This is a genomic window from Bergeyella anatis, assembly GCF_036016955.1.
GTDB lineage: Bacteria > Bacteroidota > Bacteroidia > Flavobacteriales > Weeksellaceae > JAYWXI01.
This window is the reverse complement of sequence record NZ_JAYWXI010000006.1, coordinates 74,407-100,428: the sequence shown is the minus strand read 5'-3', so window position 1 is coordinate 100,428 and position 26,022 is coordinate 74,407. Positions and strand designations below refer to the sequence as shown.

Sequence of the window (26,022 nt, the reverse complement as noted above, 5' to 3'; positions counted from 1 at the left end):
CCTCCGCCTTCCGAAAAAACGGGTTTAGTTTTGTTTTTTGTAGTAGTTTACGCCGCATTCCAAGAATTTTTTAAATTCTTCTTTAGGCATATAGCCCGAAACAGGGCGGTTAATCACTTTGCCTTCCGGCGTGACCAAGACATAGTGCGGTTGGGAATTGTTGTTAAAATTCACCTGCTGGAACAAACTCCAACGATCGCCTATGGTTTTTATTTTTTTCATTTGCCCTCCGCCCATGTCGATTCTTACTTGTTCGCTTTCGGGGAGCTCTTCTTTGTCGTCCACGTAGAGCGAAGCTAAAACCACGTCGTTTTGGAGGATGGGAAGAATGTCGGGTTCGCTCCAGACGAATTCTTCCATTTTTCGGCAATTTTCGCAACCGTAGCCGGTAAAGTCAATCAAGATGGGCTTATTTTCTTTGCGGGCTTTTTCCACGGCTTTGAAATAATCGTGCTCGGGATGCATTCCCAATATACCGTCGGCCTCTTTGTGCAAATAGCTGACGTTGATGGGAGGAAGAATCCCGGAAAGTGCCTGAAGTTTGGGGCGTTCGGATGGAAACAAACCTTGGAAAAGGTAGAGGATAAATCCGATTCCCAACACACCGAATAGTTTTCGTCCGAGAGCTATTTTTTGTTTTTTATCGTCGTGAGGGAAGCGAATCAGCCCGAAGAGGTAAAGGACCAGTCCGATGGTGATAAGAATCCAAAGGGCGACGAACAGTTCTCGCTTGAGCAGAAAGGTTTTGGAAACCAAATCGGCTTTGGATAGGAATTTTAGAGCCAAAGCCAGTTCGATGAATCCCAGCACGACTTTCACGGTGTTCATCCAGCCGCCTGATTTCGGTAAGCTGGCCAAGGCTTGAGGGAATAGTGCCAAAAGTCCGAAGACGATGGCCCAGGAAAGCCCGAATCCGCCCAGTGCGAAAGTTAGTAGCATAGGAACATTGGCCGATCCGGTTACGGCACTTCCCAAAAGACTACCCAGAATAGGCCCTGTGCAAGAGAAAGAAACGATAACCAAAGTAAGGGCCATAAAGAAAATCCCAATTAGCCCACCGGCTTCTTCTGCTTTGGCAGATTTGTTGGCGATAGAGCTTGGCAAAGTGATTTCGTAGTAGCCGAAAAAGCTTCCAGCAAAAAAGAGGAAGATGGCAAAGAAAAATAAATTCAGTCCTACCGAGGTGGAGATTTCATTGAAAATATTTCCTGCGATACCGTCAATCAAATGAAACGGCACGGAGAGAAGAACAAAAATGAAAAGAATGAAAAAACCATAAATAAGCGCGTCTCTTCGTCCCTTGGCTTGGTTTTTACTTCCTTTGGTGAAGAACGATACCGTTAGGGGAATCATCGGGAAGACGCAGGGGGTCAATAGGGCGATGAGTCCTCCTACGAAGCCTAGAAAAAGATACGTCCAGTAATTTTCGGCATGATTTTCCGGTTTTGTTCCGCAGTCGGTCAGCGGATTTTTATAATCTAAAGAGTTGATTTTTAAATTTTTATTGTCTTGTGCTTGAGGAGCCGGTGACGTGGTGTTTTGAGGGGGACCAGCTTCCGTAGTTCCTCCGATGCTCGCCGTGTCGGAATTTGAGACAAGGGGGGCTTCGGTGGTATTGGTTTGCGGAGTTTGGGCTTCGATGCGGTGCTCGAATTCCAAGGTGTTGGGCGCGAGGCATATTCGGTCGTCGCAGACTTGGTAGGTGAACTCGACTACTGCCAAAGCCGGTTTTTCGGGGTTTTTCAGTCGGAATTTTTGTTTGAAAACTGCACGGTTAGCGAAGTAAACCATATCGCCGCCGAAGGCGTCGCTGTATTCTTTTATTTTCTTTCCGCTTTCGGTGTTTTGTCCGATTTTTTCGATGTTGTCCCCCGATAGCAGTACTTCGGTGGGAATGGCGGTGTCGGGAGGAAGGTTGATGGAATTAATGTGCCACCCGGCGTCCAGTGTAGCCGTAATGACGGCTTCGTACTGGTGATTGTCCAAGGTTTTGACCTCGAATTTGATTTTGGCGGGATCCTTGATTTGCGCTGAAAGCGAAACGGACAAAAAGGCAATGATAAGAAAAAGCCAATTTTTGAATTTCATCTTTGATAATGCTTTTGTTGGGGGTTCCGAACCCTTAATGGCGGGTCGGAAACACCGGTTTTTAATGGATTTCGATTGTCAGTTGCTTTTGAGTATGCGAATCGGAGGCGAATCTTCGGTCTTGTCTTAGAGGCAAAACTCCGAGGATTTCGTCGTTGCCGTCGCACAGCAACCAGACTTTACACTTTGCGAAAATAGGTAATTTTTCGTCTTTAAAAAATTTTGATACTTTCTTTTTGCCTTTCATGCCTTTGGGATGAAAGACGTCGCCTTCTTTTTTTCTTCGGAGTATCAACGGTAATTTTATTTTTTCGATGTCGATGTGCCAGGGAAGGGTGTTTTTAGAATAGGTCGCCCAAAGGTCATCCAAGTATGGGTTTAAAACAATCTTCTGATTGGCGGGGGAAGATTCCGAGGGGAGAAGAGGGAGTAGGAGGGTTTGGTTTTCCTTAGAAGATTCGTCTTCAGTGGGTTTTAAGATGAGAAGACCTCGGTTGACCCATAGTTCGTGGGATTCGGAAAAGATTTTTTTTCCGGTTGAAGCCGTGGTTATTTTTCGGATTTCTTCGGAGCTTCGGAAACCAAAGGGTTTTAGCATTTCGTATTTTATAAAATCCGATTCTTCGGCGAATGCGTTTTGGTCCAAGCACCAAAGGGTTGGGGTTTGGGATACGGTAAGGGCTTTGCGTTTTTCCTCCAAGAGTTGATCCAAGGCTTGTCGGGATTGTTTTAGCAGAGTGATGCTTTTTTGGAATCGGTCTAAGAAATTTTCGGAAAGGGAATTGAGTTCGGGGACGATTTTATGGCGAATTTGGTTGCGAAGATAGTCGGATTTGGCGTTGCTTTCGTCTTCCCGATAAGGAATTTGGTTGCGCTGGGCATAGTCTAACAAGGCTTCTTTACTGAAGGAAAGAAGGGGGCGGATCAGGCTATTCTCGTTCTCTGGAATACCGAGCAGTCCTGTGAGGCCAGAGCCTCTGGAAAGATTGATGAAGAAGGTTTCCAGTTGGTCGTTCAGGTGGTGGGCGGTCATGATGCCGTCCAAATTTTCCTTTTGAAGGATTTGGCGGAAGAAGCGGTAACGCAACTCTCTCGCCCAAAGTTGGATGGAGCCTTCGGGGCGACGGTCTTCTTCGCAAACTTCGTATAGGTGGAAGGGGATTTTATGCTTTTGGCAAAAGGCTTCGACCAGTGCTTGGTCTTTATCGGAGGCTTCTGCCCGGAGTTTGTAGTTGACGTGAGCCACGTGCAGGTTGTTTCCCAATGCCAATAAAACCGAGGCGAGGACCATGGAGTCTACGCCGCCGCTCACGGCGACTAAATAATTTCTTTTTTTGAAATCGGGTTGCAGTCGTTCTAAGGTTAGTTGAACGTCGGATAGCGTTAAAGTATTCACAAAATCTTATAAATTGCACAAATATAAGCGTTCTTTTAAAAATGATTTTTGTACTTTTGGAAAGTTTAAAAGAGAATAGAAACTTAACAGTAAAATTTTGTATCTATGAGAATAAGAAAAATGGTGGCGGTTTTCGGGGCAGCGCTTTTGTTGGCAAGTTGTGTTAGCAGGAAGCAGTACGATGCTCTGAATCTGAACTACAAACAGAGCTTGGAAAATCTTTCCGAGAGGCAACGGGAGATTCAGGATTTGAAATCCCAAAATTCGGCTTTGGCCAGTGAGAATAATCTTCTGAAGGGGCAGCACGATGCGTTGAAATCGTCTTTGGACGCTTGTCTTTCCAATCAGGGGAAAAGCTCGGTTAATATCGATAAATTGGTGGGAGAGATTAATGCTTCCAACAAATACATTAAGCAGTTGATTTCCACAAACGCTCGCAATGACAGTTTAAATTTGGCTTTATCCAACAAGCTGAAACGTTCGTTGGATAATGTGGCGGATCAGGATGTTCAGGTTAAGGTTCTTAAGGGCGTGGTGATGATTTCCTTGTCCGACAATATGCTTTATAAGACTGGCGAGTTTGCTGTTCAGCCTAAGGCGAGAGAGGTTTTAGGTAAAGTGGCTTCGGTGATTAACGATTACGATACTTATTCGGTGCTAATCGAAGGGAATACCGACAATGTTCCTCTTAATTCGGCTTCGGTGCCACGGGATAATTGGGATTTGTCCGCGCTTCGGGGGACGTCTATTGCTAAAATTCTTCAGAATGAATTTGGGGTGAATCCTAACCGTATAACAGCGGGAGGTCGGGGCGAATACAATCCTAAAACGACAAACGCTTCTGTTTCGGGAAGAGCTGAAAACCGTAGAACGGAGATCATCATTATGCCGAAATTGGACGAATTCATGAAGTTGATGGATATTGCACCGGTAAAATAAAATACAAGCATTGCTTGGTTATCGTAAGCCTTCCCTGATTTTTAGGAAGGCTTTTTTATGGAAAATGTTTTTGGTTCTGTTTTCTTTTTTATACTTTCGTGTCAAAGACTAGGGAATATGAGCTTTTTTGAAGAAATTCATTCGGAGATGGACCGTTATTTGGAAAGTCATGCGTCATCGGAGCCGGAGCTTTTGAGAAAACTGCGTCGGGAGACGTACCAAAAGACGACACAGCCGCATATGATTTCGGGGTATCAACAGGGGCGGTTATTGGCGATAGTTTCGCAATTGGTTCGTCCGAAAAAAATATTGGAGATAGGGACGTTTACGGGGTATGCGGCGCTTTGCTTGGCGGAAGGTTTAAGGGAAGACGGGCGGTTGGTTACCTTGGATGTGAATGAAGATTTGGCCTATCTTCCGCGGAAGTATTTTGCTCAAAGTCCTTATGCGGAGCGAATTGAATTTCGATTGGAGGAGGCTAAGCGTTTTTTGGAAACTTGTGAGGAGACGTTTGATTTGGTTTTTGTCGATGCGGATAAGGAGAACTACGTGACGTATTTTCAATTAATCAAACCGAGGTTGAAATCGGGGTCGGTTGTGCTGTTTGATAATGTACTTTGGTACGGGAAGGTGTTGGAGGAAGAACCGAAGTCTCTTTCCACCCGAAAAATTAAAGAACTGAATGATTTGGTGGCAAAAGATGAGGATTTTGAAAATCTTATTTTACCTTTGCGGGACGGGATCAACCTGCTCCGCAGGAAATAATCTGAAATTTTAACAAAAAGCGAATGAGTAAAGCGGTATGTAACGTGATGTATGCGCCGGTTCGTGCCCAGAAGCAGGAACAGGCGGAGATGGTCACTCAACTTTTGTTTGGGGAGTCGATGGACGTTTTGGAATCGGGGAAATATTGGAGCCTTATCAAAATGCATTTCGACGGTTACGAAGGTTGGGTGGACAGCCGCATGATTCGTGAGGTTTCGGAGTCTGAACTTGCAGAACGGAAAACCACAACGGTAACGGAAAACTTTCAGTCGGTGATGACCAAGCAAGGGCGGATGCTCTTGTCGATGGGATCGGAGGTGGAGTTTCCGACGGTGGCGTCCCGCCGGAGCCACGATTTGAGGGAGAGTATTGCCCTTACGGCTCAGGAGCTGCTTAATATTCCTTATTTGTGGGGAGGGCGTTCTTTTTTTGGAGTGGATTGTTCGGGGTTGGTTCATTTGGTTTATAAGATTAACGGTATTGCGATGCCTCGGGATTCTTACCAACAGGCGGAGAAAGGGCTGCCTTTGACTTTTGTGGAGGAGAGCCAGCCGGGGGATTTGGCTTTTTTTGAAAACAAAGAAGGACGCATTATTCATGTTGGGATAATGTTGGATAATCAAAGGATTATCCATGCTTCGGGAAAAGTTCGGATTGATACGTTGGACTCTACGGGGATTTTTAATGAGGAAATAAACGAACATACCCATAAGCTTCGTTTTGTGAAGAATATAATTGACGCCTGACGGGGTATATTTCATGGCTTTTCTTTACCGAATATTTGTTTTTTTGATGCGTTTGGGGATGCGGATCGGCTCTGTTTTTAACCTCAAACTCCGAAAGGGGGTTCAGGGAAGGGAATGGAACGAAGCGGTTCTTCGAAAGGTTTTTTCGTCGGAAGACCGTGTGATATGGATGCATGCGGCAAGTCTTGGCGAATACGAGCAGGGGCTTCCCGTTTTGGAAAAACTGAAGGCGGGGTATCCGACGTATAAAATTCTTGTAACTTTCTTTTCGCCGTCGGGATATGATCCTGTGATTAAAAAAAACACGATAGCGGATGCGGTTTGTTACCTCCCTTTTGATGATAAGAAATCGGTAGGACGTTTTTTGGCTTGTTTTAAGCCGGTTATTTTTTTTACGGTAAAATACGATTATTGGTATCGGCTTTTTGAAGAGTTGAAGAAACGGGAGGTTAAAATTTACGTGGTTTCGGCTTTATTTTATGAAAAACAGATGTTTTTTAAGCCTTACGGGCATTGGTTTGTTCAGCGTTTGATGCGCGATGTGGATTGGTTTTTTCATCAGACCTCGCAATCTTTGTCGCTTGCCCGAACGTTGGGGCTTTCTCTTGGTTCGATTTCGGGGGATACCCGCTACGATAGGGTTCGGCAGATTGCCTCAAAGGCGGAAGCTATTGAAGGGATTGACGACTATCGCCGAGAGTGTAAATTGGTGGTTTTTGGTAGTTCTTGGCAAGCGGAGGAAGAGGTGGCTTTGGCGGTTGCAAAAAAACACGGGGTGAAAATCATTTTGGCTCCCCACGATCTGAAGAGGGTTGAACACTTGCGGCGGATGTTCCCGGAGGCATTATGCTATTCTCAAATGTCTCGGTGGACTGCGTTGCAGAAGAAAGAGGCAAAGGTGCTTATCATTGATTCCATCGGTTTGCTTTCTCGTTTGTATCGGTATGCGGATTTGGCGGTGGTGGGTGGAGGGTTTCATTCGGCGGGGCTTCATAATATCTTGGAAGCGGCTGCTTTCGGTGTGCCGGTTTTGTTTGGGAGTCATTACCGTAAAAATCCGGAGGCTGATGCTTTAATCGAAAGTGGAGGCGCAAAGGCTTTTTCCGAAACGGATGAACTTTCTGCTTTTGCTTCGGTTTTGCTTGGGGATACTGCTCGTTTGGAGGCGATGGCAAAGGCTTCGTTCGATTTTGTGGAGGGGCAGCCTGTTTCGTCCGATCGGATTTTTGAAAAAATAAGACTACAAAACAATGATTGAATTTATGTAGAAATGTGTCAAAAGAAACGGGAAAAGAATTGTGGGAGTTTTTTCAATGCTTTTAACCAAAAGTTACTCGCATTTTTTTGTTTTACAAACGCAATTAACAACTAAAAAGATATAAATTTCCATAGCTTAATTTATTCAAAAGATTATGAAAATATATTTCTCATTTATATTATTTTTATTTGTCATTCATTTTTCATTAGGGCAAAATAAAATTGGTGGAAAAGTTCTAAATGAAGCGGGATATCCTCTATCAGGGGTAACAATCTTATTTAATAATCATGGCAGTGTAATAAGTAATGATGAAGGGAGATTTGAAATCATTGATAATGATCCAATCGAGCATTTAAAGTTTTCAAAAATGGGTTATTAAAATTTAGAACTAAACAAAATCAATTCAAATTTATCTATTACTTTAATAAAACAACCCACTCTGATAGAAGAAGTTACTATTACTTCAGTCGATGCATCAAAAATAATAAAGCAAGCTATTGCTAATATTCCAAAAAATTATTCACAAAACTATTTCTTTTCTAAGGAGTTCAGAAGATCGGTTTTAACAGAAAGCGATAGTATTCTGTATATACAAGAAATGGCTTTGAATGTAGAAAGATCCTACAATCCGAAATTAGATACTAAGTATTACCTATCCAAAAATAGAAGTTTTAGATTTACTAATAATAGTATTTCTCTTAAAAACATAGGAGGTATAGATTTAATCAAAAATTTAGGGAATTTTTTTAATCAAAATTTTTATAAAAATTATCAAATAAAAAAACTAACTTCTGATATTATTAATAATGAGGAAGTATTTGTAATTGACTTCTACAAGAATAAAAAATTCAAGAAATTTGATTTTAAGGGAAAGATATATATAAATAAAAAAGACTTTGCTATTCTAAAAGTAGATATTACTTGGGGAGATGGTGATATAATAGTAGGGGAATATAAAAAAATCAATGGTCTTTATTACATGATGAATGGGAAGGGTATTCGTACAAAAAAACATTTTGGGACGACGCGTATTTCAACAACTGAAATGATTAATACCGAAATTATTGAAGGCCTTCCAAATAAAATAGAAGGGAAACTAATATCATCGACAGATATTATTAGCAATTACGAAACTCAAGAAAATGATACTACCTTTTGGAAAAACTACAATACCATTATTCCCAATGAAAAAGTTGCACAAAAAATTTCACAATACGACTTTAGAAAAATAAAATAAAAACTTTATATCTATACCGTTTTTTTATCACTAAAATACTTATAATTAGGGTTTTATTCTGTTTTGCTAATTGTAGATAAAATCCCTGTTTTATAAATAAAATCAGCGATGCGGATTAATTGAAAAGCTTAGAATATTTCAGAAAGCCGTTAAAAGCCCAATTTACGGTATAATAAAGTGACCGCAAGGTAGAAAATCCCATGTGTTCTTTATAGACCAAGTATTGGTCTTTTATGATGTTTTTTTTGTTTCTTGATATGCTTGCCGAATGCATACGGTATTTGGCCATGGTTTTGGGCAGGGGTTTTCCTACGGGGATTTTTTTCAGGAGGTTAAGCCACATGACGTGGTCTTCCCGTTTACTGCCTTCGGGGAAGTATATTTTGCCCACTCTGGCCGAGTCGTACATGGAAGAGAGTAGGGAGAGGCGGCAGGTTTTTAAGAGATTGTGGAAGGTAACGTCTTTGTTGGCTTTGAAGTCTTCGATTTTTGGCGTCATGTTTTCGTCGCATCGGGCGTAGTTGGAATAGGCTAATTCCGCTTGGTTTTGTTTCATGAAGCGGATCATTTCCTCAAGGAAAACAGGTTCCCAATAGTCATCGGCATCAAGAAAGGTGATGAAACGTCCTTTGGCTTGGGCTAGGGCGAGGTTTCGGGCGTGCCCTGCGCCCTTATTGGTGGGGGAGGTGAGAACGGTGATTCGAGGGTCTTTATAGGAGGTTAGAAGCTCCACCGAATGATCGCTGGAGGCGTCGTCGGCAATAATCCACTCCCAGTCTTGGAAGGTTTGGTTTTGTACGCAGGCTACAGTCTCTTTTAGGAATGCCGCGGCGTTGTGGCAAGGGGTGATTATGGAAACTTCTGCCATCCGATGTTTTTTTGCAAAAATACGGTTTTATTAATAAGGGTCAAGGCTAAGTTTTCTGTCTGCATTTCATTTCAAAATCATAAATTTGTCGTAGTTTAAAAAAATAATACCACAATAGAATGTTTTACGATCATCAACAGATAGAGCAGAAATGGCAGAAATACTGGCAGGATAACCAAACGTACAAAACGTCCGAAGATCAGGCTAAGCCGAAATTTTATGTTTTGGATATGTTTCCTTATCCTTCGGGAGCGGGGCTGCATGTCGGTCATCCGCTGGGGTATATTGCTTCGGATATTTATGCGCGTTATAAGAGGCATCAGGGCTATAACGTGCTTCATCCGATTGGATACGATTCGTTTGGTCTTCCGGCGGAACAGTATGCGATACAGACGGGGCAGCACCCTGCGGTAACCACGGAGCGGAACATTGCCCGTTACGAGGAGCAGTTGCGCAAGATTGGGTTTTCTTTTGATTGGAATCGTGAGATTAGGACTTCCGATGCGTCTTATTACCGTTGGACACAATGGATTTTTATCCAGTTGTTTGGGTCTTGGTATAACAAGGCTACGGATCGAGCGGAGCCGATAGAGACTTTGGTGAGTCATTTTGAAACGCAAGGCACCCGAGGGCTTTGCGCGGCGGAGACCGAACGGTTGGATTTTACGGCGGAAGAATGGAATTCGGCTTCCGAGGTGGAACGTCAGGATCTTTTGCTTAATTACCGCTTGGCTTTTCGGGCGGAGACCACGGTGAACTGGTGTCCTGCTTTAGGGACGGTGCTGGCCAATGATGAGGTGAAAGACGGGAAGTCCGAGCGGGGTGGTTATCCGGTGTATCAGAAGAAAATGATGCAATGGAGTATGAGAATTACGGCTTATTCCGAGCGGTTGCTGAACGGTTTGCAGTCGTTGGATTGGCCTCAACCTTTAAAAGACGCCCAAGAATACTGGATTGGGAAATCCACGGGAGCTTCTGTTAAATTTTTCACGGAAAATGGCGAGGAATCGATAGAGGTGTTTACCACTCGGCCGGATACGATTTTTGGGGCGACTTTCATGGTTTTGGCTCCGGAGCATCCGTTGGTGGAAACCCTTACCACTCAAGGTCAAAAGGAGGCTGTGGCGCAATATGTGGCGCAGACTTCCAAAAAAACGGAGCGGGACCGAATGGCGGACGTTAAGAACGTTAGCGGAGTCTTTACGGGAGCTTATGCGGTTAATCCTTTTACGGGGCGTAAAATGCCGGTATATCTTTCGGATTATGTGTTGATGGGGTACGGCACGGGGGCTGTGATGGCGGTTCCTGCTCATGACGAGAGGGATCATCGGTTTGCCTTGAAGTTCGGTTTGCCCATTGTGGGGGTTATCGAAACGGACTTGGATGTTCAGAAGGAGGCTTACGATTCTAAGGATAGCGTGTGCGTGAATTCCGATTTTTTGGATGGACTTTCGTACGCGGAAGCCAAAAAGCGTATTATTGAAGAAATTGAGAAAAAGGGGATAGGTCATGGTACCACCAATTACCGCCAGCGGGATGCAATATTTTCTAGGCAGCGTTATTGGGGGGAGCCGGTGCCGGTCTATTATAAAGAAGAGATGCCATACCCTTTGCCGGTGGACGCTTTGCCTTTGCAGCTTCCGGAGGTGGAGAAATATTTGCCGACCGAGGATGGAGATCCTCCGTTGGGTAACGCCAAGTGTTTTGCTTGGGATGAAGCGCGTGGCGAGGTGGTTTCGGTCGATAAGATTGACCATCAGACGGTTTTCCCGATGGAGCTTTCCACAATGCCTGGTTGGGCGGGAAGTTCGTGGTATTTCTTGCGTTATATGGATCCTTCCAATGCGGAGGCTTTCTGTGCCAAGTCAAAATCCGATTATTGGGGGCAGGTGGATCTTTACATCGGGGGGAGCGAACATGCTACGGGGCATTTGCTTTATGCTCGTTTTTGGAATCTTTTTTTGAAGGATAGAGGACTGGTTGCTCACGATGAACCGTTTAAAAAACTGATTAACCAGGGGATGATTTTGGGGATGAGTGCTTTTGTTTTCCGTGTGGACGGGACTAATACTTTTGTTTCCAAGAATCTTGCTGGGGAATATGCTACTCAGAAGATTCATGTGGACGTTTCTCTTTTGAAGGGCGGTTCGGACGAGTTGGATACCGAGGTGTTTAAGGCCTGGCGTCCGGAGTTTGCCGAGGCTCAGTTTATTTTGGAAGACGGCCGCTACGTAACGGAGCGTGAGGTGGAAAAAATGTCTAAATCCAAGTATAATGTGGTGAATCCCGATGATATTTGTGAGGAGTACGGAGCCGACTGTCTTCGTCTTTACGAGATGTTTTTGGGGCCTTTGGAGCAGAGTAAACCTTGGAACACTCAGGGATTGAGTGGGGTTTATGGCTTTTTGAAGAAGTTTTATAATCTTTATTTTGATGGCGATCAGGTTTCGGTTTCCGACCAGGAGCCGTCCAAGGAGGAGTATAAGGTGCTTCATACGTTAATTAAAAAGGTATTGTACGATTTGGATCATTTTTCGTTTAATACGTCGGTGTCGTCATTTATGATAGCTGTGAACGATTTACAGAAATTGAAATGCAATAAAAGGGCAATTTTGGAACCTTTGGCGGTTATCGTTTCGCCTTATGCGCCTCATATTTGCGAGGAGCTTTGGCAGTGCCTTGGGCACGGTTCTTCCATTGAGACGGTGGCGTTTCCTGAGTTGGACGAACGTTATTTGGTGGAATCGGAGATCGAGTATCCGGTGAGTTTCAATGGGAAGATGCGGTTTAAAATAACGCTTCCTGCGGATTTGGATGCCAAAACCATCGAAGAAAAAGCGATGAGTGACGAGCGTACGGTGGCTTATTTGGAGGGGAAAACACCGAAAAAAGTCATCGTGGTTCCAAAAAAAATCATTAATATTGTATCCTAAGCCGAAAAAAACGCATGAAAAACCGATGTGAAATTAATAAAAAATAGCTTTATTAATTTTTATTTTTCAAAATATTATCGGTATACGGAAAATAAAGATAATTTTTAAAGTAATTTTTGATTAATGTGTAATATTAATAATTCTTAACATTTGGAAATATGTGTAAGAATCAGGCTTAAACTCTTGCATTATAAAAAAAATTGCCTTTATTTTACGGCTCGTTAAAAATCAAAAAATAACAATTATAATTTTAGTTTAATATGGAAATGAATGTTTCAAACACAGAGGAGCAAGTAGTTGCTAGAAAAAAAGGAGGATTGAACCCTGCGATCGTTTTACCTATTTTGTATTTGGTGGCATTGGGTATTTATTTATTCATCTTTGGTAATCCGGGGAACTTTAGAGAGGATCCGAGATTGTCGGGATTGTCGGTTGCTTTTGCCGATATCGAGTCTAAGGAGCTTCACCCTGAGTCTTTCATGGGGATCATTTACATGGGAGGACCTGTAGTACACATTTTGGTGTTGTTCATGATTACGGTAATCGTATTCTCTATTGAGCGTTTCATCGTTCTTAACAGAGCTCAAGGTAGAGGGAACTTGGATAACTTCGTAGTTAAAGTAAGAACTTTGCTTAACCAAAACAAAATCGACGAGGCTATTGAAGAGTGCGACAGACAACAAGGAACTGTAGGAAACGTAGTGAAAGAAGGTCTTACGACTTATAAGGCTTTGGCTAAAGATACGACCTTGAACAAAGAGCAAAAAATGGTTGCGCTTAACAAGGCGATTGAAGAAGCTACTACGCTTGAAATGCCAATGCTAGAAAAAAACATGATGATTCTTTCGACTTTGGGTACGGTAGCGACGCTTGTGGCTCTACTAGGTACGGTAATCGGGATGATCAAGGCGTTCTTCGCGTTAGGTTCAGGAGGAGGTACTCCGGATGCTGCAGCGCTTTCAATCGGTATTTCCGAGGCACTTATCAACACGGCTTTGGGTATTGGTACGTCAGCGATTGCGATCATTCTTTACAACTTCTTTACTTCTAAAATCGACGGAATGACTTACAAGATTGATGAGATTTCCATGTCCATCCAGCAGTCTTTCGCGGAATTTAATTAAGAAACGGCAAAATTTTTGCAGGACTCTTAATGATATAATCTTATTTAGTAGTAAAAAAATAATTCATAATGGCGATAGTAAAACCAAAAAGACACGGGGTAGTAACGGATATGACCGCTATGTGCGACGTTGCGTTCTTGCTACTTACGTTCTTTATCCTCACCACAGAGTTTAAGAAACCTGATGTTGAGATGATTAAACCGCCATCTTCAATCTCAGAAAAACTCCTGCCGGATGCCAGCCTTATGACGGTTAATGCAACGGCTGACGGTAAGTTTGTATTTCAACCGGTGTCCAACCAGTCCGAGCGGCTTCAGTTGTTGGATAACATGGGGAAAAAGTATAATATGCAGTTTACGGATGCAGAGAAGGTGTCTTTTACCAAAGTACAGGCGGTAGGAGTTCCGATGAGCAAGCTTAAAAGCTTTCTCGCTCTGAGTGAAGATGAACAAAAAAGGTACAATGATCCGGTAGGCGTGCCTATGGATAGTACGAAAAAAGAGTTGATTGATTGGGTACAGCAAAGCCTTGCCGTGAATCCGGATTACAAATTGGCGGTTAAGGGGGATGTTGATACAGAATATCCAAAAGTGAAGAATCTGTTTGAAGGACTTAGAGATATAGACTTTCTTAAGTTTTGGCTTATCACAACGCAAGAAGTCGGACCATCAAAATAATAATCGATAGAAATGGCAGAAGTACAAGTACAAGAAAAAGGCGGCAAGGACGGCAAAGTCCGGTCGAAAAAACAGAGTACGAGGGTGGATATGACCCCGATGGTGGATTTGGGATTTCTTTTGATTACCTTCTTCATGTTTACCACGACGTTTAGTAAACCTAACGTGATGGATTTGGGGCTTCCTGCGAAGCCGAAGGACGGGCAGAAGAGTCCAGATACAGAGATTAAACTTTCTAATTCGATTTCTATCCTGTTAGGGAAGGATAATAGAGTGTTTTGGCACCAACAGGACAATACTTCTCTTACGGAAGAAAATCTGAACGAGACAACCTTGGATCGGGACGGAATCAGAAAGGTGATTCAGGAGGCTAAATCCAGAGCGGAAAACCAATCCTTTTTTACGGTGATTATCAAGCCGACGGATGACGCAGTGTATAAGAACTTTGTAGACATTTTGGACGAAATGGCTATTACCAAGAGTGAGCAGTACGGGGTAACCGACATCAAGGCTTGGGAAAAGGCCATCTACGAGAAAAAAGTAGGAACTCCAGCGTCTACAAATTAATTAACGAAATAAATAGATTAAACATGGCAGACGAAACAACATACGAGAACCATCTGACTTTGGATGAAATCGTATTTGAAAATAGGAATAAGGAGTACGGGGCCTACGATTTGAGACGCTCTTATCCGAAGATCCTCACGAAGTCCATGATGATTGGCACGATGCTTTTCTTACTGTTGGTGGTAACTCCGTTTATTGTGATGACAATCAAGAAAATGAATGCGGAGGCAAAAACCGAAGTGGATGCTAATTTAGTGGAAATCATTCAGGACGATGTGATTGTAGAGCAGCCTGAGGAAGAGTTGCCTCCGCCTCCACCGCCTCCGAAAGAGGAGCCTGTACAGCAGGAAGTGATTCAAAACGTCGTTCCTGAGCCCAAAAAAGCTCCGCAAGTAGAAACGCCAACGCCGCCAATTACGGAACAGTTGAAAACAACTACGGGATTGGTATCTCAGGAAGGGGTGAAAACACCGAGTTATACGCCACCACCACCACCACCGAGTACAGGAACAAAGGCTTCTACTGTAGAGGTTGCTAAGCCTGCGGTGAGTACTACGGAGGTTTATAATGAAGTGGAGCAGTTGGCAGAATTCCCTGGAGGGATTGATTCTTTCCGTAACCGAGTGGCTCAGAATTTTGACTCTTCAGTAATGGACGGTGGAGAAGGGACTTTGAAGACCGAGATTACCTTTGTAGTTGAGCGGGACGGAAGCATCACGCAGGTGAAGGCGACAGGATCTAATTCTGATTTTAACAGAGAGGCGGAAAGAACGGTGAAGTCCATCAAAAATAAATGGACTCCGGCCAAGATCAATGGACAGCCGGTTCGTTACCGTTACAGACTTCCTTTGACGATGAATTTCGAGTAAAATTTATTGTTAATATATTCATAAAAGAGAAGCCTGGCTTCTCTTTTTTTTTTATTTTTGTGCTTATGATGTTTAATTGGTTGTCTCTCATAACGGGATTTTTTTACATTGTTATGGGGGTGTTTGTAATGATTTACAAATTCTTTGTCATCGCCTTGGAGCCTTTCGTGGCTTATGCTTTGGGCGCACTTTTGGTTTCTTACGGGGTGTTCAGAATCGTAAGAGCAGTCTATCGAATCAGAAATTTTCGGCATGAGAAATAGGTGGTGGATGATTCTCTGCGCAATGGTCTTTTTGTGGGGGTGCTCAGAGAAAAAAACGTTTGGGAAATCGGCAGAAACGGATTATCATAAAGGGCAGCTTACAATTACCACGGATGAATCTTTTAAAGGAGTGGCAGAGGCTTTGGCCGGGGCTTACATGATCAGTTATCCGGAGACGGAGGTCAAAGTTGAAGTCAAGAAAGAGGATTTCGGTTTTTTGGATTTGTTGAATGATAAAACCAAACTGGTTGTCATGTCCAGAAAGTTAAATGAAGCCGAAAGACAAGCCTACGATAAGCAAGTTAAATTAAAGTTTCAGCCGGCTTATTTTGCGGCCGATGCGGTGGTTTTCATCGTTCCAAAAACTTCGGATAAGACGAAAATTTCGATGGCGGAATTAGAAAAAGAACTTGCCTCGGATCATCGGAAGATTATTTTTGATGGTACCAATTCGGGGAATCTTAATTTTGTGGCTCAAAAATTTGGAAAGAAACCTTCGGAGCTTAAATTTTCGGTCATTAACGGAAATGAAAATGTTATTGAGGAATTGGACAAATTTCCAGGGCGTATCGGTGTGGTTAGTCTTAATACTTTTAGCCGGATGTACTCCCAAAAGGCTCAGAAACTCAAGGATAAGGTAAGGGTTCTTTCCGTTGTGGACGGTGGGGGAGTGGCCTACGATCCGATTCAGCCTAATTTGCAAAACATGACGTACCCTTTCACTCGGGAGCTTTATTTTCTGACGAACGAGGGGTTCTTTGGCATTGCGAACGGATTTATGCGTTACTCGTGCACCCAATTGGGGCAGATGGTGGTGGAAAAAGAAGGACTTCAGCCTTATTACCTCTTTAAAAGAGAGGTTGAAATGAGATAAATCATTTTTTGGAACGAAAATTGTGGAATGAAAATGAACTTAAACTCATAAAATCTAAAATAAAAATGAAAAATATGATTCAGGTAACAAGAAAAGTCGCAATGGGAGCAGGAGTGGTAGCGTTTGCCAGTTTTTCTTTTGCTCAGACTTTACAGGATGGAATTTTGAGTGTGGATAGCCATAAATACGCTAAGGCGAAAGATATTTTTGGTAAGATGATTCAGAATGCGCCGAAGGATGCCAGCAATTATTTTTATTTGGGTAATGCTTATCTTTCTCAGTTTGAACCTAACTTTGATGTTGCGGAAGCCGAATTTAAGAAAGGTTTGGCGATGGATAGCAAAAGTTATCTTAACAAGATTGGTTTGGCTTCGATTAAAATAGCGAAGGGGGACAAATCCGGTATTGCTGATATTCAGGCGGTGGTTTCCGATTCCAGAGAAAAGGATGCCGAGGTGTTGTTCCGTGCTGCGGAGGCGCTAACGATGTTTGAGAAGACGAATGCGCCGGATTTGGCGATTGCGTATCTTAACAAAGCGATTGAAAGGTCTCAAAAAGCGGGGGTTCCTGCACATTTTTATTATACTTTGGGGGACGCTTATCGTTTGAAAAAAGATCCGGGAAGCGCAATGTCGGCTTATGATAAAGCGGCGGTAGTGTCCAGCAATAAGGCGTCGGTATTTACGCGGAAGGCAACTTTGTGGATGGCGGCGAAGCAGTGGAAGTTGGCTAAGGAAAATATTGACAGTGCCATTAAGATTGATCCTACGTATGCGCCGGCATATAAGGCTTCGGCGGAATACAACTACAATTTCCAGGAAAAGGAGTTGATGACTCAGGATTTGGTTAAGTACACCCAGCATGCGGATGAGGATCCGTATACGCAATTGGAGATTGCAAAACTTTACTTCATCAACAACGATTATCCTAACGCCAAGGCAACGTTGAATAAGGTTTTCAACAAGGTAGAAGACCCTATCAAGTACAAATTGAGAGCTTACATCGACTACGGTTCGGATAAGAACTATGCTTCGGCTCAGAAGGATTTGGCGACTTTTTTCGATACGGTGAAGGATAAATCAAGAATTCTGCCTGCGGATCGTGGTTTGGAAGGTTTGATTTTAGCGGGGTTGGCTTCGCATGAGGAAGATGAGGCGAAGAAAGCCCAAATGAAAAGCGAGGCGGTTCAGAAAATTGCTATTGCTAAAAATGCGGACGATAAAACGTTGGAATGGGATGCGGAGCTTTCTAGTATCCAAGGGGGAGGCGCGAGCCTTGCTGCAGCTGAAGCAGGTCCTACCAACCCAACGATTGAAGGGTTGAAAGCAAAAGTAAAGGCGAATCCTAACGATGTAGACGCTTTGGTTCAGCTTGGAGCGGCTTACCAGGAAGCGCAGAACTGGCATGGGGCTATTTTGACTTGGGATAAAATGATTAGTATTACTCCGAGTTGGGCTTATTCTTATTATGCGAAAGGAGCTTCTTACCAGCAAATGGGGAATCACGAAATGGCGGAGAATGCTTATCAGCAATACATTGACTTGGTGACGGGGCAGTCGGCAGAAGAGCAGGCTCAGAACAAGGAAACGCTTTCTTATGCTTATTATTTGGTCGCGTTCTACAACCAAGATAAGAATTTGGCTAAGGCTAAGGAGTATGCGGCTAAATCTGTGGCTTTGAATCCCGGATACCAAGATGCCGTTACATTGAATAATCAACTGGCGAACAAATAAACGTTCGGTTTTTAAGACTTTAGTATCCCTTTCTTGCTTTTGGTGAGAAAGGGATTTTTATTTTCATTAAATTTGACTTATGAAAGTAGATGTATTAGCAATCGGTGCGCATCCTGATGACGTGGAATTGGGGTGCGGGGGGACTATCGCCAAATTGGTGTCGGAAGGGAAATCTGTGGCGATTGTGGATTTAACCCGGGGGGAATTGGGAACCCGAGGGACGGACGAAACCCGAAAAAATGAGGCGAGAGAAGCGGCGAAGATTTTAGAGGTGGTTGCGCGTGAAAATTTGGGGATGAGAGACGGCTTTTTGACGAATTCGGAAGAATATCAGCTTAGGGTGGTACGGATGCTTCGCAAGTATCGGCCCGATATTGTTTTAGCTAATGCGGTGGAGGATCGTCATCCGGATCATGCCAAGGCGGCTAAGTTGGTTTCAGATGCTTGTTTTCTTTCGGGGTTGCTTAAGATAGAGACGGATTTAGAAGGTGTGCGTCAGGAGGCTTGGCGGCCGAAGCAGGTGTTTCATTATATTCAGTGGAAGGAGATAGTACCGGATTTTGTTATTGATATAACGGATTTTATGGCGAAAAAGGTGGAGGCTTGTTTGGCTTACCGTACGCAGTTTTATGATCCGACCTCTAAAGAACCGATGACGCCTATTGCAACTAAAGATTTTTTGGAGAGTCTTACTTATCGGGCTCAAAATCTTGGTCGCTTGTCGGGGTGCGGCTTTGCGGAAGGTTTTACAACGGAAAAAACGATTATTTTGAAAAATTTTGACGGAATAATTTTGTAGTAATAATAATTTTACTATATTTGCACCCACAAAATGGTGGCTGTAGCTCAGTTGGTTAGAGCGTTAGATTGTGGTCCTAAAGGTCGCCGGTTCGATCCCGGTCAGCCACCCTGCAAAAGCATCGCGTTAAGCGGTGCTTTTTTTGTTTTTTTAGAATGTACAATTAAGAAAAGCGGGATGGATTTTTAGGTTGGTTTATTTTTTGGAAGGGTTCTCTAAAAAAATGATGAAAATAAAAAAAATAGTTTTTGGAGTGTTGGGGATTGCGGTTTTGGGGGCTTGTGGAAGGCAGAAAAGAGAGGTTTCTCAATCTTTCAACGGAAAGGAAAGAGCGATGGGGAGGTCGGGATGAGCAGGGGTGTTTAGGGGCTGAGGGGCAGACTTGGAGTAAGTTGAAACAGGATTGTGTTCAGGTTTTTAATGTAGGGCAGAATCCTTTGGAGGTGGATTCTGGAGCGGCTGTCGTGATTATTTCAGCGGATGGCTCGATGGCGGAGTTATTTTTGCCGGAGCGTAAAGGGTCGGTAATCTTGGTTGTGCAAAATGAGGAACGAACGCTTTATGTGGGAGAAGGGTATGAATTTGATAACGAAAAGGGAGGTTTGTCCGTTGGAGGTCAAATAAAATACCAGAGAGAATAAATGTAGATAATAAAAAAATCCTCTTTTTTAAGAGGATTTTCCAAATAAATGGTGAACGCGGAAGGAGTCGAACCCTCAACCTTCAGAGCCGTAATCTGACGCTCTATCCAATTGAGCTACGCGTCCATTGATTTTCGGTTTGCAAATATAATACTTTTTTATTTTCTTTGAGCAATGAAATCAACTTTTTTTTCAATATTTTTTCTTTTTTTTCTTTTAGGGTGTAAAAAGCAGGTGAGAGAAGAGGCTCCGGAGGGTGTTAAAGTATCTTCTCAACTTTCTTATTATAAGCATGATAGAGGGATCGAAGTAAAGGCGGGAGGACAAACGTTTCAGGTGACTTCCGATCGGCTTCCTTTTCGTCGGGTGGTGATGCTTAATGCCAGTTTGATTGGTTACCTTGAGGCTTTGGGCGTGGAAAATCGTATTGTGGGGGTGTCCAGTCCGGAATATATTTTTTCCGATCGTTTGAGAAAACGCTTAGCGGAAGGGGCGATTCAAGAGGTTGGTAACGAGCAGAAATACGACGTCGAAAAAATACTGGCGTTGAAGCCGGATGTGGTTTTAACCAATTACATTCCTACTTTTGAGGCCACGTACGATTTACTTAGAAGCAGTGGCGTACCGATTATTTTCCTCAACGAGTACATGGAGCAAAATCCTTTGGAAAAATCCAAATACCTCCTTTTATTTGGAGTGCTTTTCGATAAGAAAGCGGAAGCAGAAAAGCTGTATGCCGAAATTGAAAGCCGTTATAATGCATTGAAGGCAAAGGCAAGACAAGCGAAAACCAAACCGGTCGTTTTGGCCAACGAGATGTATGGAGGACAGTGGTTTATGCCGGGAGGGCGCACGCAGCTGGCTTTGTTTTTATCGGATGCGGGTGCCGATTATATTTTGAAAGACGATCGTTCGGATCGTTCGGTTCCTATGACGTTCGAGGAAGTCTTGATTCAGTCGGCGGGCGCTTCGTTTTGGGTGAATGTAGGGGCGCATCAGAGTCGAAAGAGTCTGCTGGCGGTGAATCCCGTTTACGAGAAGCTGGCTGTTTTTCGCAATGGAAAACTGTATGCGATGTCTGGTCGGCAAAAAGGGAAAGCCAATGATTTTTTTGAGATGGGTAATGTTCGTTCGGACTTGGTTTTAAGGGATTATGTTAAGATTTTTCATCCCGATTTAGTGCCTGCGGACAGTTTGGTTTTCATGAAGCCGATCAATTGATTAAAGGTTGGGCTTTAATTCTTATTTTTGTGGAGTTTAATAAAGGTTCGGCTATGTTCAGATTTATTAAAAGATTATTTTATACGCTGGTTTTACTCAATATATTGGGTATTGCGGCGGGCAAATTCTTTAATCCTCCGATTACGTTGACCCAATTGGGAGGCTTGTTGGAGTACGGGAAGCTGCATCGGGATTATATTTCCTACGATGAAATGGGCGATAATGTGAAAAAGGCGGTGCTGGCTTCGGAAGATCAAAAGTTTTTTGACCATTCAGGGTTTGATTACCAAGCGATTGAGAAGGCTTATAAGGATAACGAAGCGGGAAAGCGGCTGAAAGGAGGAAGTACAATCTCTCAACAGACGGCTAAAAACGTGTTTTTGTGGCAGGGGAGAAGTTGGTTCAGAAAAGGGTTGGAGGCGTTTTATACGTTTGCGATAGAGAATGTTTGGGATAAGACCACTATTTTAGAGCGCTACCTTAACTCGATTGAAATGGGGCAAGGGGTGTTTGGGGTTCAGGCGGCGGCGCAGTATTACTACGGCAAGGACGCCAAAAATCTTACCAAAAGCGAGGCGGCCTGGATTGCGGCGGTGCTTCCCAATCCACGGAAATACGACCCGAAAAATCCATCGTCTTATCTCAGGAAGAGGCACTCGTGGATTATGAGACAAATGAATACAATCACCTTGAAATAAACCGATTGCATGATGAAATGGTTTTCCGGTAACGTCCAAAGTTCGGCCAGCATGCTGAAAAAATACTTCAGTTTTCAGAACGATACCAAATCGCTTGAACCGTTGTATGCGATTTTTAACAGCATGAAAAAGGAACCCTTTGCGGATGTTCTTCTTTTTTTGAGGGAAAATCCTGATGTCGCAGGGCATTTTGGGTCGTACCTTCGCAATTTATTTTTAGGGAAGCCATTTAATCTTTCTTTGACGGAGGCCAATATTCTTTCGGAGAACGGTTTTGTTTCCGAGTTTAGAAAGCGGTTGCTTAATTCGGTTCTTCCTCCCGTAGAAAACGAGAATTCGATATGGTATTTGGTGGATCATATTTCGGTTCGTCCGGGTAAGGATTGGGCTTACCTGAGCGGGATACCGAAGCCTCAGATTGACGAATGTTTTCGCTTGTTAGGGATTGACGGATTTATTACGCGGCCTTCCGTGGTGCGGGAGCTTTTGTTTTCAGCTAATATTTTGGCGTGGCGGGCGGTTGGTAACGCGATGGAGATGGAGGTGATGCATATGGTGCCCGAGTATAAGAATTATGACAATCCGTTTTTGGCTTTGCAGGAGGAAATGGGGCTTTTGCATCAGGCGTTTAGGGAAAATCCCGAGTTCAGGCTCACGTCCAAAGACGAGCATTTTAAGCAGTTGAAAATTTATCTGGAACAATGCCTTACGTTTGTGGATGATGCCTTTCGTAATTCGGCGAAGTATGGGATTTCCAGTAAGACGAACCAGTCGCTTTTAAAAATAAGGCAGCAGATTAATCGGATTTCGGAAATTCTTTTGCTTTTGGTGATTGACGATGAAGAGCGCGATGTAGTGGAAAATTCAAAAGCATTGGTCTTTAATATTTTAAGGTATAAATCGAATAAAAACGATGTAGGCGAACTTTTTAACGATAGTACGAGGTTGCTGTCGCACCTGATAACCAATCACACGGCGGAAACGGGGACGCATTATATTACTTCTTCAAAGAAGGATTATCTCAAGATGTTTTGGAAAGCCAGTGGTGGCGGGGTTGTGGTTGGTGCGCTTTGCGTACTGAAGATGCTCTACGGGTATGCTCCGGGGAGCGAATTTTCCCATGCGTTCATGTATGCCCTTAATTATGCGATGGGGTTTGTGATGATTTATTTGATGGGCTTTACGTTAGCGACCAAACAACCGGCTATGACGGCGGCTACGATGGCGAAGGTTTTGTCGGATCAGAAGAATACCCAAAAAAACTATGTGGAGTTTGCGCATTTGATTTCTAAGCTTTGCAGTACGCAGTTTATTGCTTTTGTGGGGAATGTTTTATGGGCGTTTCCGGTTTCTTTGGCGATTATTTACGGTTTGGATGTTTTGTTCAATCAGAATTTTGCCATGGAGAAATCTTCCACGTTACTCAGGGATCTTGATCCTTTTGAATCCAAGGCTTTACTGCATGCCAGTATTGCGGGATTTTATTTGTTTATATCGGGGATTATTGCGGGAAACATTGGCAATAATTCGGTGTATTACCGTATGCCGGCAAGGATTGCCAAGAATCCGATAATCAACCAAATTCTTGGTCCGAAATCGGCAAAGGCGCTTTCGCGGTATTATTCGCGGAATTGGGCGGGAATTGTCTCCAATGCCTGGTTTGGCGTTTTTCTTGGTGTAACGGGACCGGTAGGGGTGTTTTTGGGATTAGATGTGGATATTAGGCACATTACGTTTGCGGCGGGAAATTTTGCTTTGGGGCTTTACGGAAAGGATTTTTCGGTGGACGTTTATACGTTTGGCGTTTGTTTCGTAACGGTTTTTCTGATAGGTTTTTTCAATTTTGTTGTGAGTTTCGGGCTCTCTATGCTTTTGGCTTTGCGTTCGCGTAAGCTCAGTTCGGCGGAACTTCGGGAGATTTGGCGGGAGATTTTCAGGTATTTCCGAAAATACCCTTTGCGTTTTGTGATGCCGATTCGTTCGGAGGAGTTGGATGTCCGGGCTAAGGAAATGATGCAGAAGGCGTCTACAAAATCCGAAGAGCATTAAATTTTTCTTCCCCGAATTGGTCGTTGAATTTTTTAAGGAAGAACGATTGGCGCATTCGGAAGTCGTTTTTCAGTAAGGGCGATTTTATGGCAATGGTAAGGGTTTTGCCTTGGAGATTTACGCTTTCGATTTCGTTGTAGAGAGCTTGATCCAAGTAATCTTTCAGGAAAGCCTTGACTTCGAAAGCCAATAATTTATCCTCAAAGCCGTGGATTTTGGCGAAGGTTTTGACTAAATCGGAACTTTGGTATTCTCTTTTTTTTCGTCTCATGGGATTTATTCGATTTCAAACAGTCGGCTTTCTTCGTTGATTCTTTTGACGACGGATTCCGTGCGTTCGCGGTGGGTATCGGTAATGAAAATTTGCCCGAAATTTTCACGATTGACCAAGGTGATGAGCTTAGCCACACGATGATCGTCCAGTTTGTCGAAAATGTCGTCTAATAGCAGGATGGGATTTTTACCGGTGAGGTCTTTTATCCGTTGGATTTGAGCCAGTTTCAAAGCGATGAGAAACGATTTTTGTTGGCCTTGGGAGCCAGTTTTCTTGAGTGGTTTTTCGTTCATTTCAAACCCTAAATCGTCTTTGTGGACGCCAGAGGCGGTGTAGGTAAGTTGGCGGTCTTTGTCCAGGTTTTCGTCCAGCAGTTGTTCCATGGGGTGATCGTGCAGGGCGCTGTCGTAGAGAATGGCGACTTTCTCTTTACCGGAAGCGATGGTTTGGTAAAACTCCTGAACGATGGGGTTTAGTTTTTCGATGAATTGTTTTCGTTTTTCGTGGAGGAAGTTTCCGCACCGGGTAAGCGGAGGGTTGTAAATGGCTAAGGCTTCCTTATCGAAAGTGCGATTTTTATGAAAGTATTTTAATAGGGTATTCCTTTGTTTCAGGGTTTTTTGATACTGCATCAGGTGGTGGAGGTACTCGTGATCGGTTTGGGCAATCATGGCATCCAAAAATTTTCTTCGGCTTTCACCGGAATCTGAAATTAAATTCGAATCGTAGGGCGAGATCATCACACAGGGAAGGTACCCGATGTGATCGGCGAGCCGTTCGTAGGTTTTTTCGTTTTTTTTGATGGTTTTTTTACCGTCTTTGGGTAGAAAGAGTTTTAGGGTGTCTGTTTTTTCGTTTGTGGCAATTTCGGCTTGCAGGCTGAAGAATTCTTCTCCGTAGGCAATGGGGCTAAAATCCGAATGACCGAGGAAACTTTTTCCTACCGAGAGGTAATGCAAGGCGTCCAGGATGTTGGTTTTTCCTACGCCGTTGCCGCCTACAAAACAATTGATTTGTGGAGAGAGGTCAAAATGCCGTTCGGGATGGTTTTTGAAGTTGATCAGGGAAAGTTTTTGCACAATCATGCGTCAAAATTACTTCAATAAAACCAAAAACAAAAACGGAAGGGCGCCGCAACTTTCGATACCGAAAGAAAAATAACTGTCTGGGCGGGTGCTTTGGGCGAAATAAATGAGAACTGCAGCTACAACGGAGGCGGAAAAGAAAGCGGTGGCATGGGGGGCGGAAAGTGAAAAGCAGGCGATTAGATTGGCGGCAACCAGAAGAGCGGTGGCGAGTTGTTTGGTGTGGGGGATGCCGATGATTTTGGGAAAGGTAAGGATAAGGTCGCAATGCATATCCCGAATGTCGAAGGGCAGGATCAGGGCGGTAACGTACAGGAAAGTAATACTGAAAACGGTGGCGGAAAAATCGGGTTGGAGGAGCCATCCGTTGACTAAACCCCAAAGGGCGCCGACGTAGAAGATTTTAATTAAGGGGAGATGGCGTACGGTTTTCCTCAGAAAAAACGAATTGTACAGGAGGCCCAAAACCACAAGGGTGAACCAACGACCGAGTGAGCAAAAGGGATGGGACCAAAGCAGGGCGGTGTTGAAGAGAAAAGCTCCCGTACTTAGGGCGATAGCGTAGGCTTGATTGGAGGTGTGTTGAAATTTGGTATAGACGTAGCCTGCGAAATAGTTGGTGAAAATAAAAGCCCATACTTGCCATTGGGGGAGGTATTGCGAGGGCATGAAAAAGGCGGCCAATAACATCCCACACAGAGCCACGTAGATTTGGCTGTGGATAAGGAGGGTTTTTAAGGCTTGAAAAAAAATAGGCATTTTCTGATTTAAAGCCCCTAAGTTACGGATTGGAAAGTCTTCGGGAGATGTAAAGTTAGAATTTGTTTTAAAGATATAGGAATGATTTTTTATTTAATTTGATAGAGCGGAGGTTCTTAAAGGAATGTATTATATAAAAAAAACGGTCTCGAAAGAGAC

Annotated in this window: 25 protein-coding genes and 2 tRNA genes; 20 read left to right on the top strand and 7 right to left on the bottom strand. The window is 43.4% G+C overall.

The features are described 5' to 3' along the window. Window positions 1–24: 24 nt before the first annotated feature. Entirely contained in the window at window positions 25–2,088 is a 2,064-nt protein-coding gene (locus tag VQ048_RS06040) for a protein-disulfide reductase DsbD family protein (RefSeq protein WP_327610790.1), read from the bottom strand. 61 nt (window positions 2,089–2,149) lie between these two features. After that, a complete protein-coding gene (gene tilS / locus VQ048_RS06035; protein ID WP_327610789.1) occupies window positions 2,150–3,484 on the bottom strand; it encodes a tRNA lysidine(34) synthetase TilS in 1,335 nt (444 codons plus the stop codon). 105 nt (window positions 3,485–3,589) lie between these two features. Here tilS and VQ048_RS06030 point away from each other — a divergent pair, with 105 nt between their 5' ends. The 6 genes from VQ048_RS06030 (at window position 3,590) to VQ048_RS06005 (ending at window position 8,429) form a co-directional block, all read left to right on the top strand. Beyond that, window positions 3,590–4,423 carry an OmpA/MotB family protein gene (locus VQ048_RS06030; protein WP_327610788.1) on the top strand — a complete coding sequence of 278 codons (834 nt, stop codon included), beginning with the start codon at window positions 3,590–3,592 and terminating at the stop codon, window positions 4,421–4,423. 117 nt (window positions 4,424–4,540) lie between these two features. After that, the gene (locus tag VQ048_RS06025; RefSeq protein ID WP_327610787.1) at window positions 4,541–5,188 is read left to right on the top strand and encodes an O-methyltransferase; all 648 of its coding nucleotides are present in this window, start codon (window positions 4,541–4,543) and stop codon (window positions 5,186–5,188) included. A 23-nt stretch (window positions 5,189–5,211) separates the two neighbouring features. Then, window positions 5,212–5,934, top strand: a complete 723-nt coding sequence (locus VQ048_RS06020) for a C40 family peptidase (protein WP_327610786.1) — start codon at window positions 5,212–5,214, stop codon at window positions 5,932–5,934. A gap of 13 nt (window positions 5,935–5,947) precedes the next feature. Continuing rightward, a complete protein-coding gene (locus VQ048_RS06015) occupies window positions 5,948–7,192 on the top strand; it encodes a 3-deoxy-D-manno-octulosonic acid transferase (protein WP_327610785.1) in 1,245 nt (414 codons plus the stop codon). A gap of 154 nt (window positions 7,193–7,346) precedes the next feature. Then, window positions 7,347–7,571: a hypothetical protein gene (locus VQ048_RS06010; protein ID WP_327610784.1), complete on the top strand. Its 225-nt coding sequence runs from the start codon at window positions 7,347–7,349 to the stop codon at window positions 7,569–7,571. Window positions 7,572–7,790: 219 nt separating this feature from the next. Continuing rightward, a complete protein-coding gene (locus tag VQ048_RS06005; protein WP_327610783.1) occupies window positions 7,791–8,429 on the top strand; it encodes a hypothetical protein in 639 nt (212 codons plus the stop codon). 115 nt (window positions 8,430–8,544) lie between these two features. On the opposite strand, the gene VQ048_RS06000 is transcribed toward VQ048_RS06005, so the two are convergent. Beyond that, window positions 8,545–9,297: a glycosyltransferase family 2 protein gene (locus tag VQ048_RS06000; RefSeq protein WP_327610782.1), complete on the bottom strand. Its 753-nt coding sequence runs from the start codon at window positions 9,295–9,297 to the stop codon at window positions 8,545–8,547. Window positions 9,298–9,416: 119 nt separating this feature from the next. Here VQ048_RS06000 and leuS point away from each other — a divergent pair, with 119 nt between their 5' ends. The 11 genes from leuS to VQ048_RS05945 all read left to right on the top strand — a co-directional run bounded on the left by leuS (window position 9,417) and on the right by VQ048_RS05945 (window position 19,777). Beyond that, complete coding sequence (leuS, locus tag VQ048_RS05995; protein WP_327610781.1) at window positions 9,417–12,230, top strand: leucine--tRNA ligase; 2,814 nt, start codon at window positions 9,417–9,419, stop codon at window positions 12,228–12,230. Between the two features lie 260 nt (window positions 12,231–12,490). Continuing rightward, window positions 12,491–13,354 (top strand): MotA/TolQ/ExbB proton channel family protein, encoded by an 864-nt coding sequence (locus tag VQ048_RS05990; protein WP_327610780.1) that lies wholly within the window; start codon window positions 12,491–12,493, stop codon window positions 13,352–13,354. A 68-nt stretch (window positions 13,355–13,422) separates the two neighbouring features. Next, a complete protein-coding gene (locus VQ048_RS05985) occupies window positions 13,423–14,031 on the top strand; it encodes an ExbD/TolR family protein (protein ID WP_327610779.1) in 609 nt (202 codons plus the stop codon). 12 nt (window positions 14,032–14,043) lie between these two features. Then, window positions 14,044–14,598: an ExbD/TolR family protein gene (locus tag VQ048_RS05980; RefSeq protein WP_327610778.1), complete on the top strand. Its 555-nt coding sequence runs from the start codon at window positions 14,044–14,046 to the stop codon at window positions 14,596–14,598. Between the two features lie 23 nt (window positions 14,599–14,621). Next, entirely contained in the window at window positions 14,622–15,467 is an 846-nt protein-coding gene (locus VQ048_RS05975; protein ID WP_327610777.1) for an energy transducer TonB, read from the top strand. 65 nt (window positions 15,468–15,532) lie between these two features. Further along, window positions 15,533–15,730, top strand: a complete 198-nt coding sequence (locus tag VQ048_RS05970) for a C4-dicarboxylate ABC transporter (protein WP_327610776.1) — start codon at window positions 15,533–15,535, stop codon at window positions 15,728–15,730. Then, entirely contained in the window at window positions 15,720–16,604 is an 885-nt protein-coding gene (locus VQ048_RS05965) for a PstS family phosphate ABC transporter substrate-binding protein (RefSeq protein WP_327610775.1), read from the top strand. The genes VQ048_RS05970 and VQ048_RS05965 overlap by 11 nt, the downstream gene beginning before the upstream one ends. Window positions 16,605–16,669: 65 nt before the next feature. After that, window positions 16,670–18,337, top strand: a complete 1,668-nt coding sequence (locus tag VQ048_RS05960; RefSeq protein WP_327610774.1) for a tetratricopeptide repeat protein — start codon at window positions 16,670–16,672, stop codon at window positions 18,335–18,337. A gap of 79 nt (window positions 18,338–18,416) precedes the next feature. Then, on the top strand, window positions 18,417–19,136 hold the full coding sequence (bshB1, locus tag VQ048_RS05955) for a bacillithiol biosynthesis deacetylase BshB1 (RefSeq protein ID WP_327610773.1): 720 nt from the start codon (window positions 18,417–18,419) through the stop codon (window positions 19,134–19,136). A gap of 36 nt (window positions 19,137–19,172) precedes the next feature. Beyond that, window positions 19,173–19,246, top strand: a tRNA-His gene (locus tag VQ048_RS05950). A gap of 138 nt (window positions 19,247–19,384) precedes the next feature. Next, window positions 19,385–19,777, top strand: a complete 393-nt coding sequence (locus VQ048_RS05945) for a hypothetical protein (protein ID WP_327610772.1) — start codon at window positions 19,385–19,387, stop codon at window positions 19,775–19,777. Between the two features lie 49 nt (window positions 19,778–19,826). On the opposite strand, the gene VQ048_RS05940 is transcribed toward VQ048_RS05945, so the two are convergent. Then, window positions 19,827–19,903, bottom strand: a tRNA-Arg gene (locus tag VQ048_RS05940). Window positions 19,904–20,011: 108 nt separating this feature from the next. On the opposite strand from VQ048_RS05940, the gene VQ048_RS05935 reads away from it, so the two are divergent. The 3 genes from VQ048_RS05935 to VQ048_RS05925 are packed head-to-tail and all read left to right on the top strand — an operon-like array spanning window position 20,012 to window position 23,745. Then, the gene (locus VQ048_RS05935; protein WP_327610771.1) at window positions 20,012–20,998 is read left to right on the top strand and encodes an ABC transporter substrate-binding protein; all 987 of its coding nucleotides are present in this window, start codon (window positions 20,012–20,014) and stop codon (window positions 20,996–20,998) included. A gap of 53 nt (window positions 20,999–21,051) precedes the next feature. Beyond that, a complete protein-coding gene (gene mtgA, locus VQ048_RS05930; protein WP_327610770.1) occupies window positions 21,052–21,696 on the top strand; it encodes a monofunctional biosynthetic peptidoglycan transglycosylase in 645 nt (214 codons plus the stop codon). 12 nt (window positions 21,697–21,708) lie between these two features. After that, complete coding sequence (locus tag VQ048_RS05925; protein WP_327610833.1) at window positions 21,709–23,745, top strand: transporter-like protein; 2,037 nt, start codon at window positions 21,709–21,711, stop codon at window positions 23,743–23,745. On the opposite strand, the gene VQ048_RS05920 is transcribed toward VQ048_RS05925, so the two are convergent. The 3 genes from VQ048_RS05920 to VQ048_RS05910 are packed head-to-tail and all read right to left on the bottom strand — an operon-like array spanning window position 23,723 to window position 25,863. Beyond that, on the bottom strand, window positions 23,723–24,016 hold the full coding sequence (locus tag VQ048_RS05920) for a DciA family protein (protein WP_327610769.1): 294 nt from the start codon (window positions 24,014–24,016) through the stop codon (window positions 23,723–23,725). The two genes, VQ048_RS05925 and VQ048_RS05920, sit on opposite strands and share 23 nt — an antisense overlap. Window positions 24,017–24,021: 5 nt before the next feature. Then, window positions 24,022–25,104: a DNA replication/repair protein RecF gene (recF, locus tag VQ048_RS05915; RefSeq protein WP_327610768.1), complete on the bottom strand. Its 1,083-nt coding sequence runs from the start codon at window positions 25,102–25,104 to the stop codon at window positions 24,022–24,024. Window positions 25,105–25,113: 9 nt separating this feature from the next. Beyond that, the gene (locus VQ048_RS05910) at window positions 25,114–25,863 is read right to left on the bottom strand and encodes a UbiA prenyltransferase family protein (RefSeq protein WP_327610767.1); all 750 of its coding nucleotides are present in this window, start codon (window positions 25,861–25,863) and stop codon (window positions 25,114–25,116) included. Window positions 25,864–26,022 lie beyond the last annotated feature (159 nt).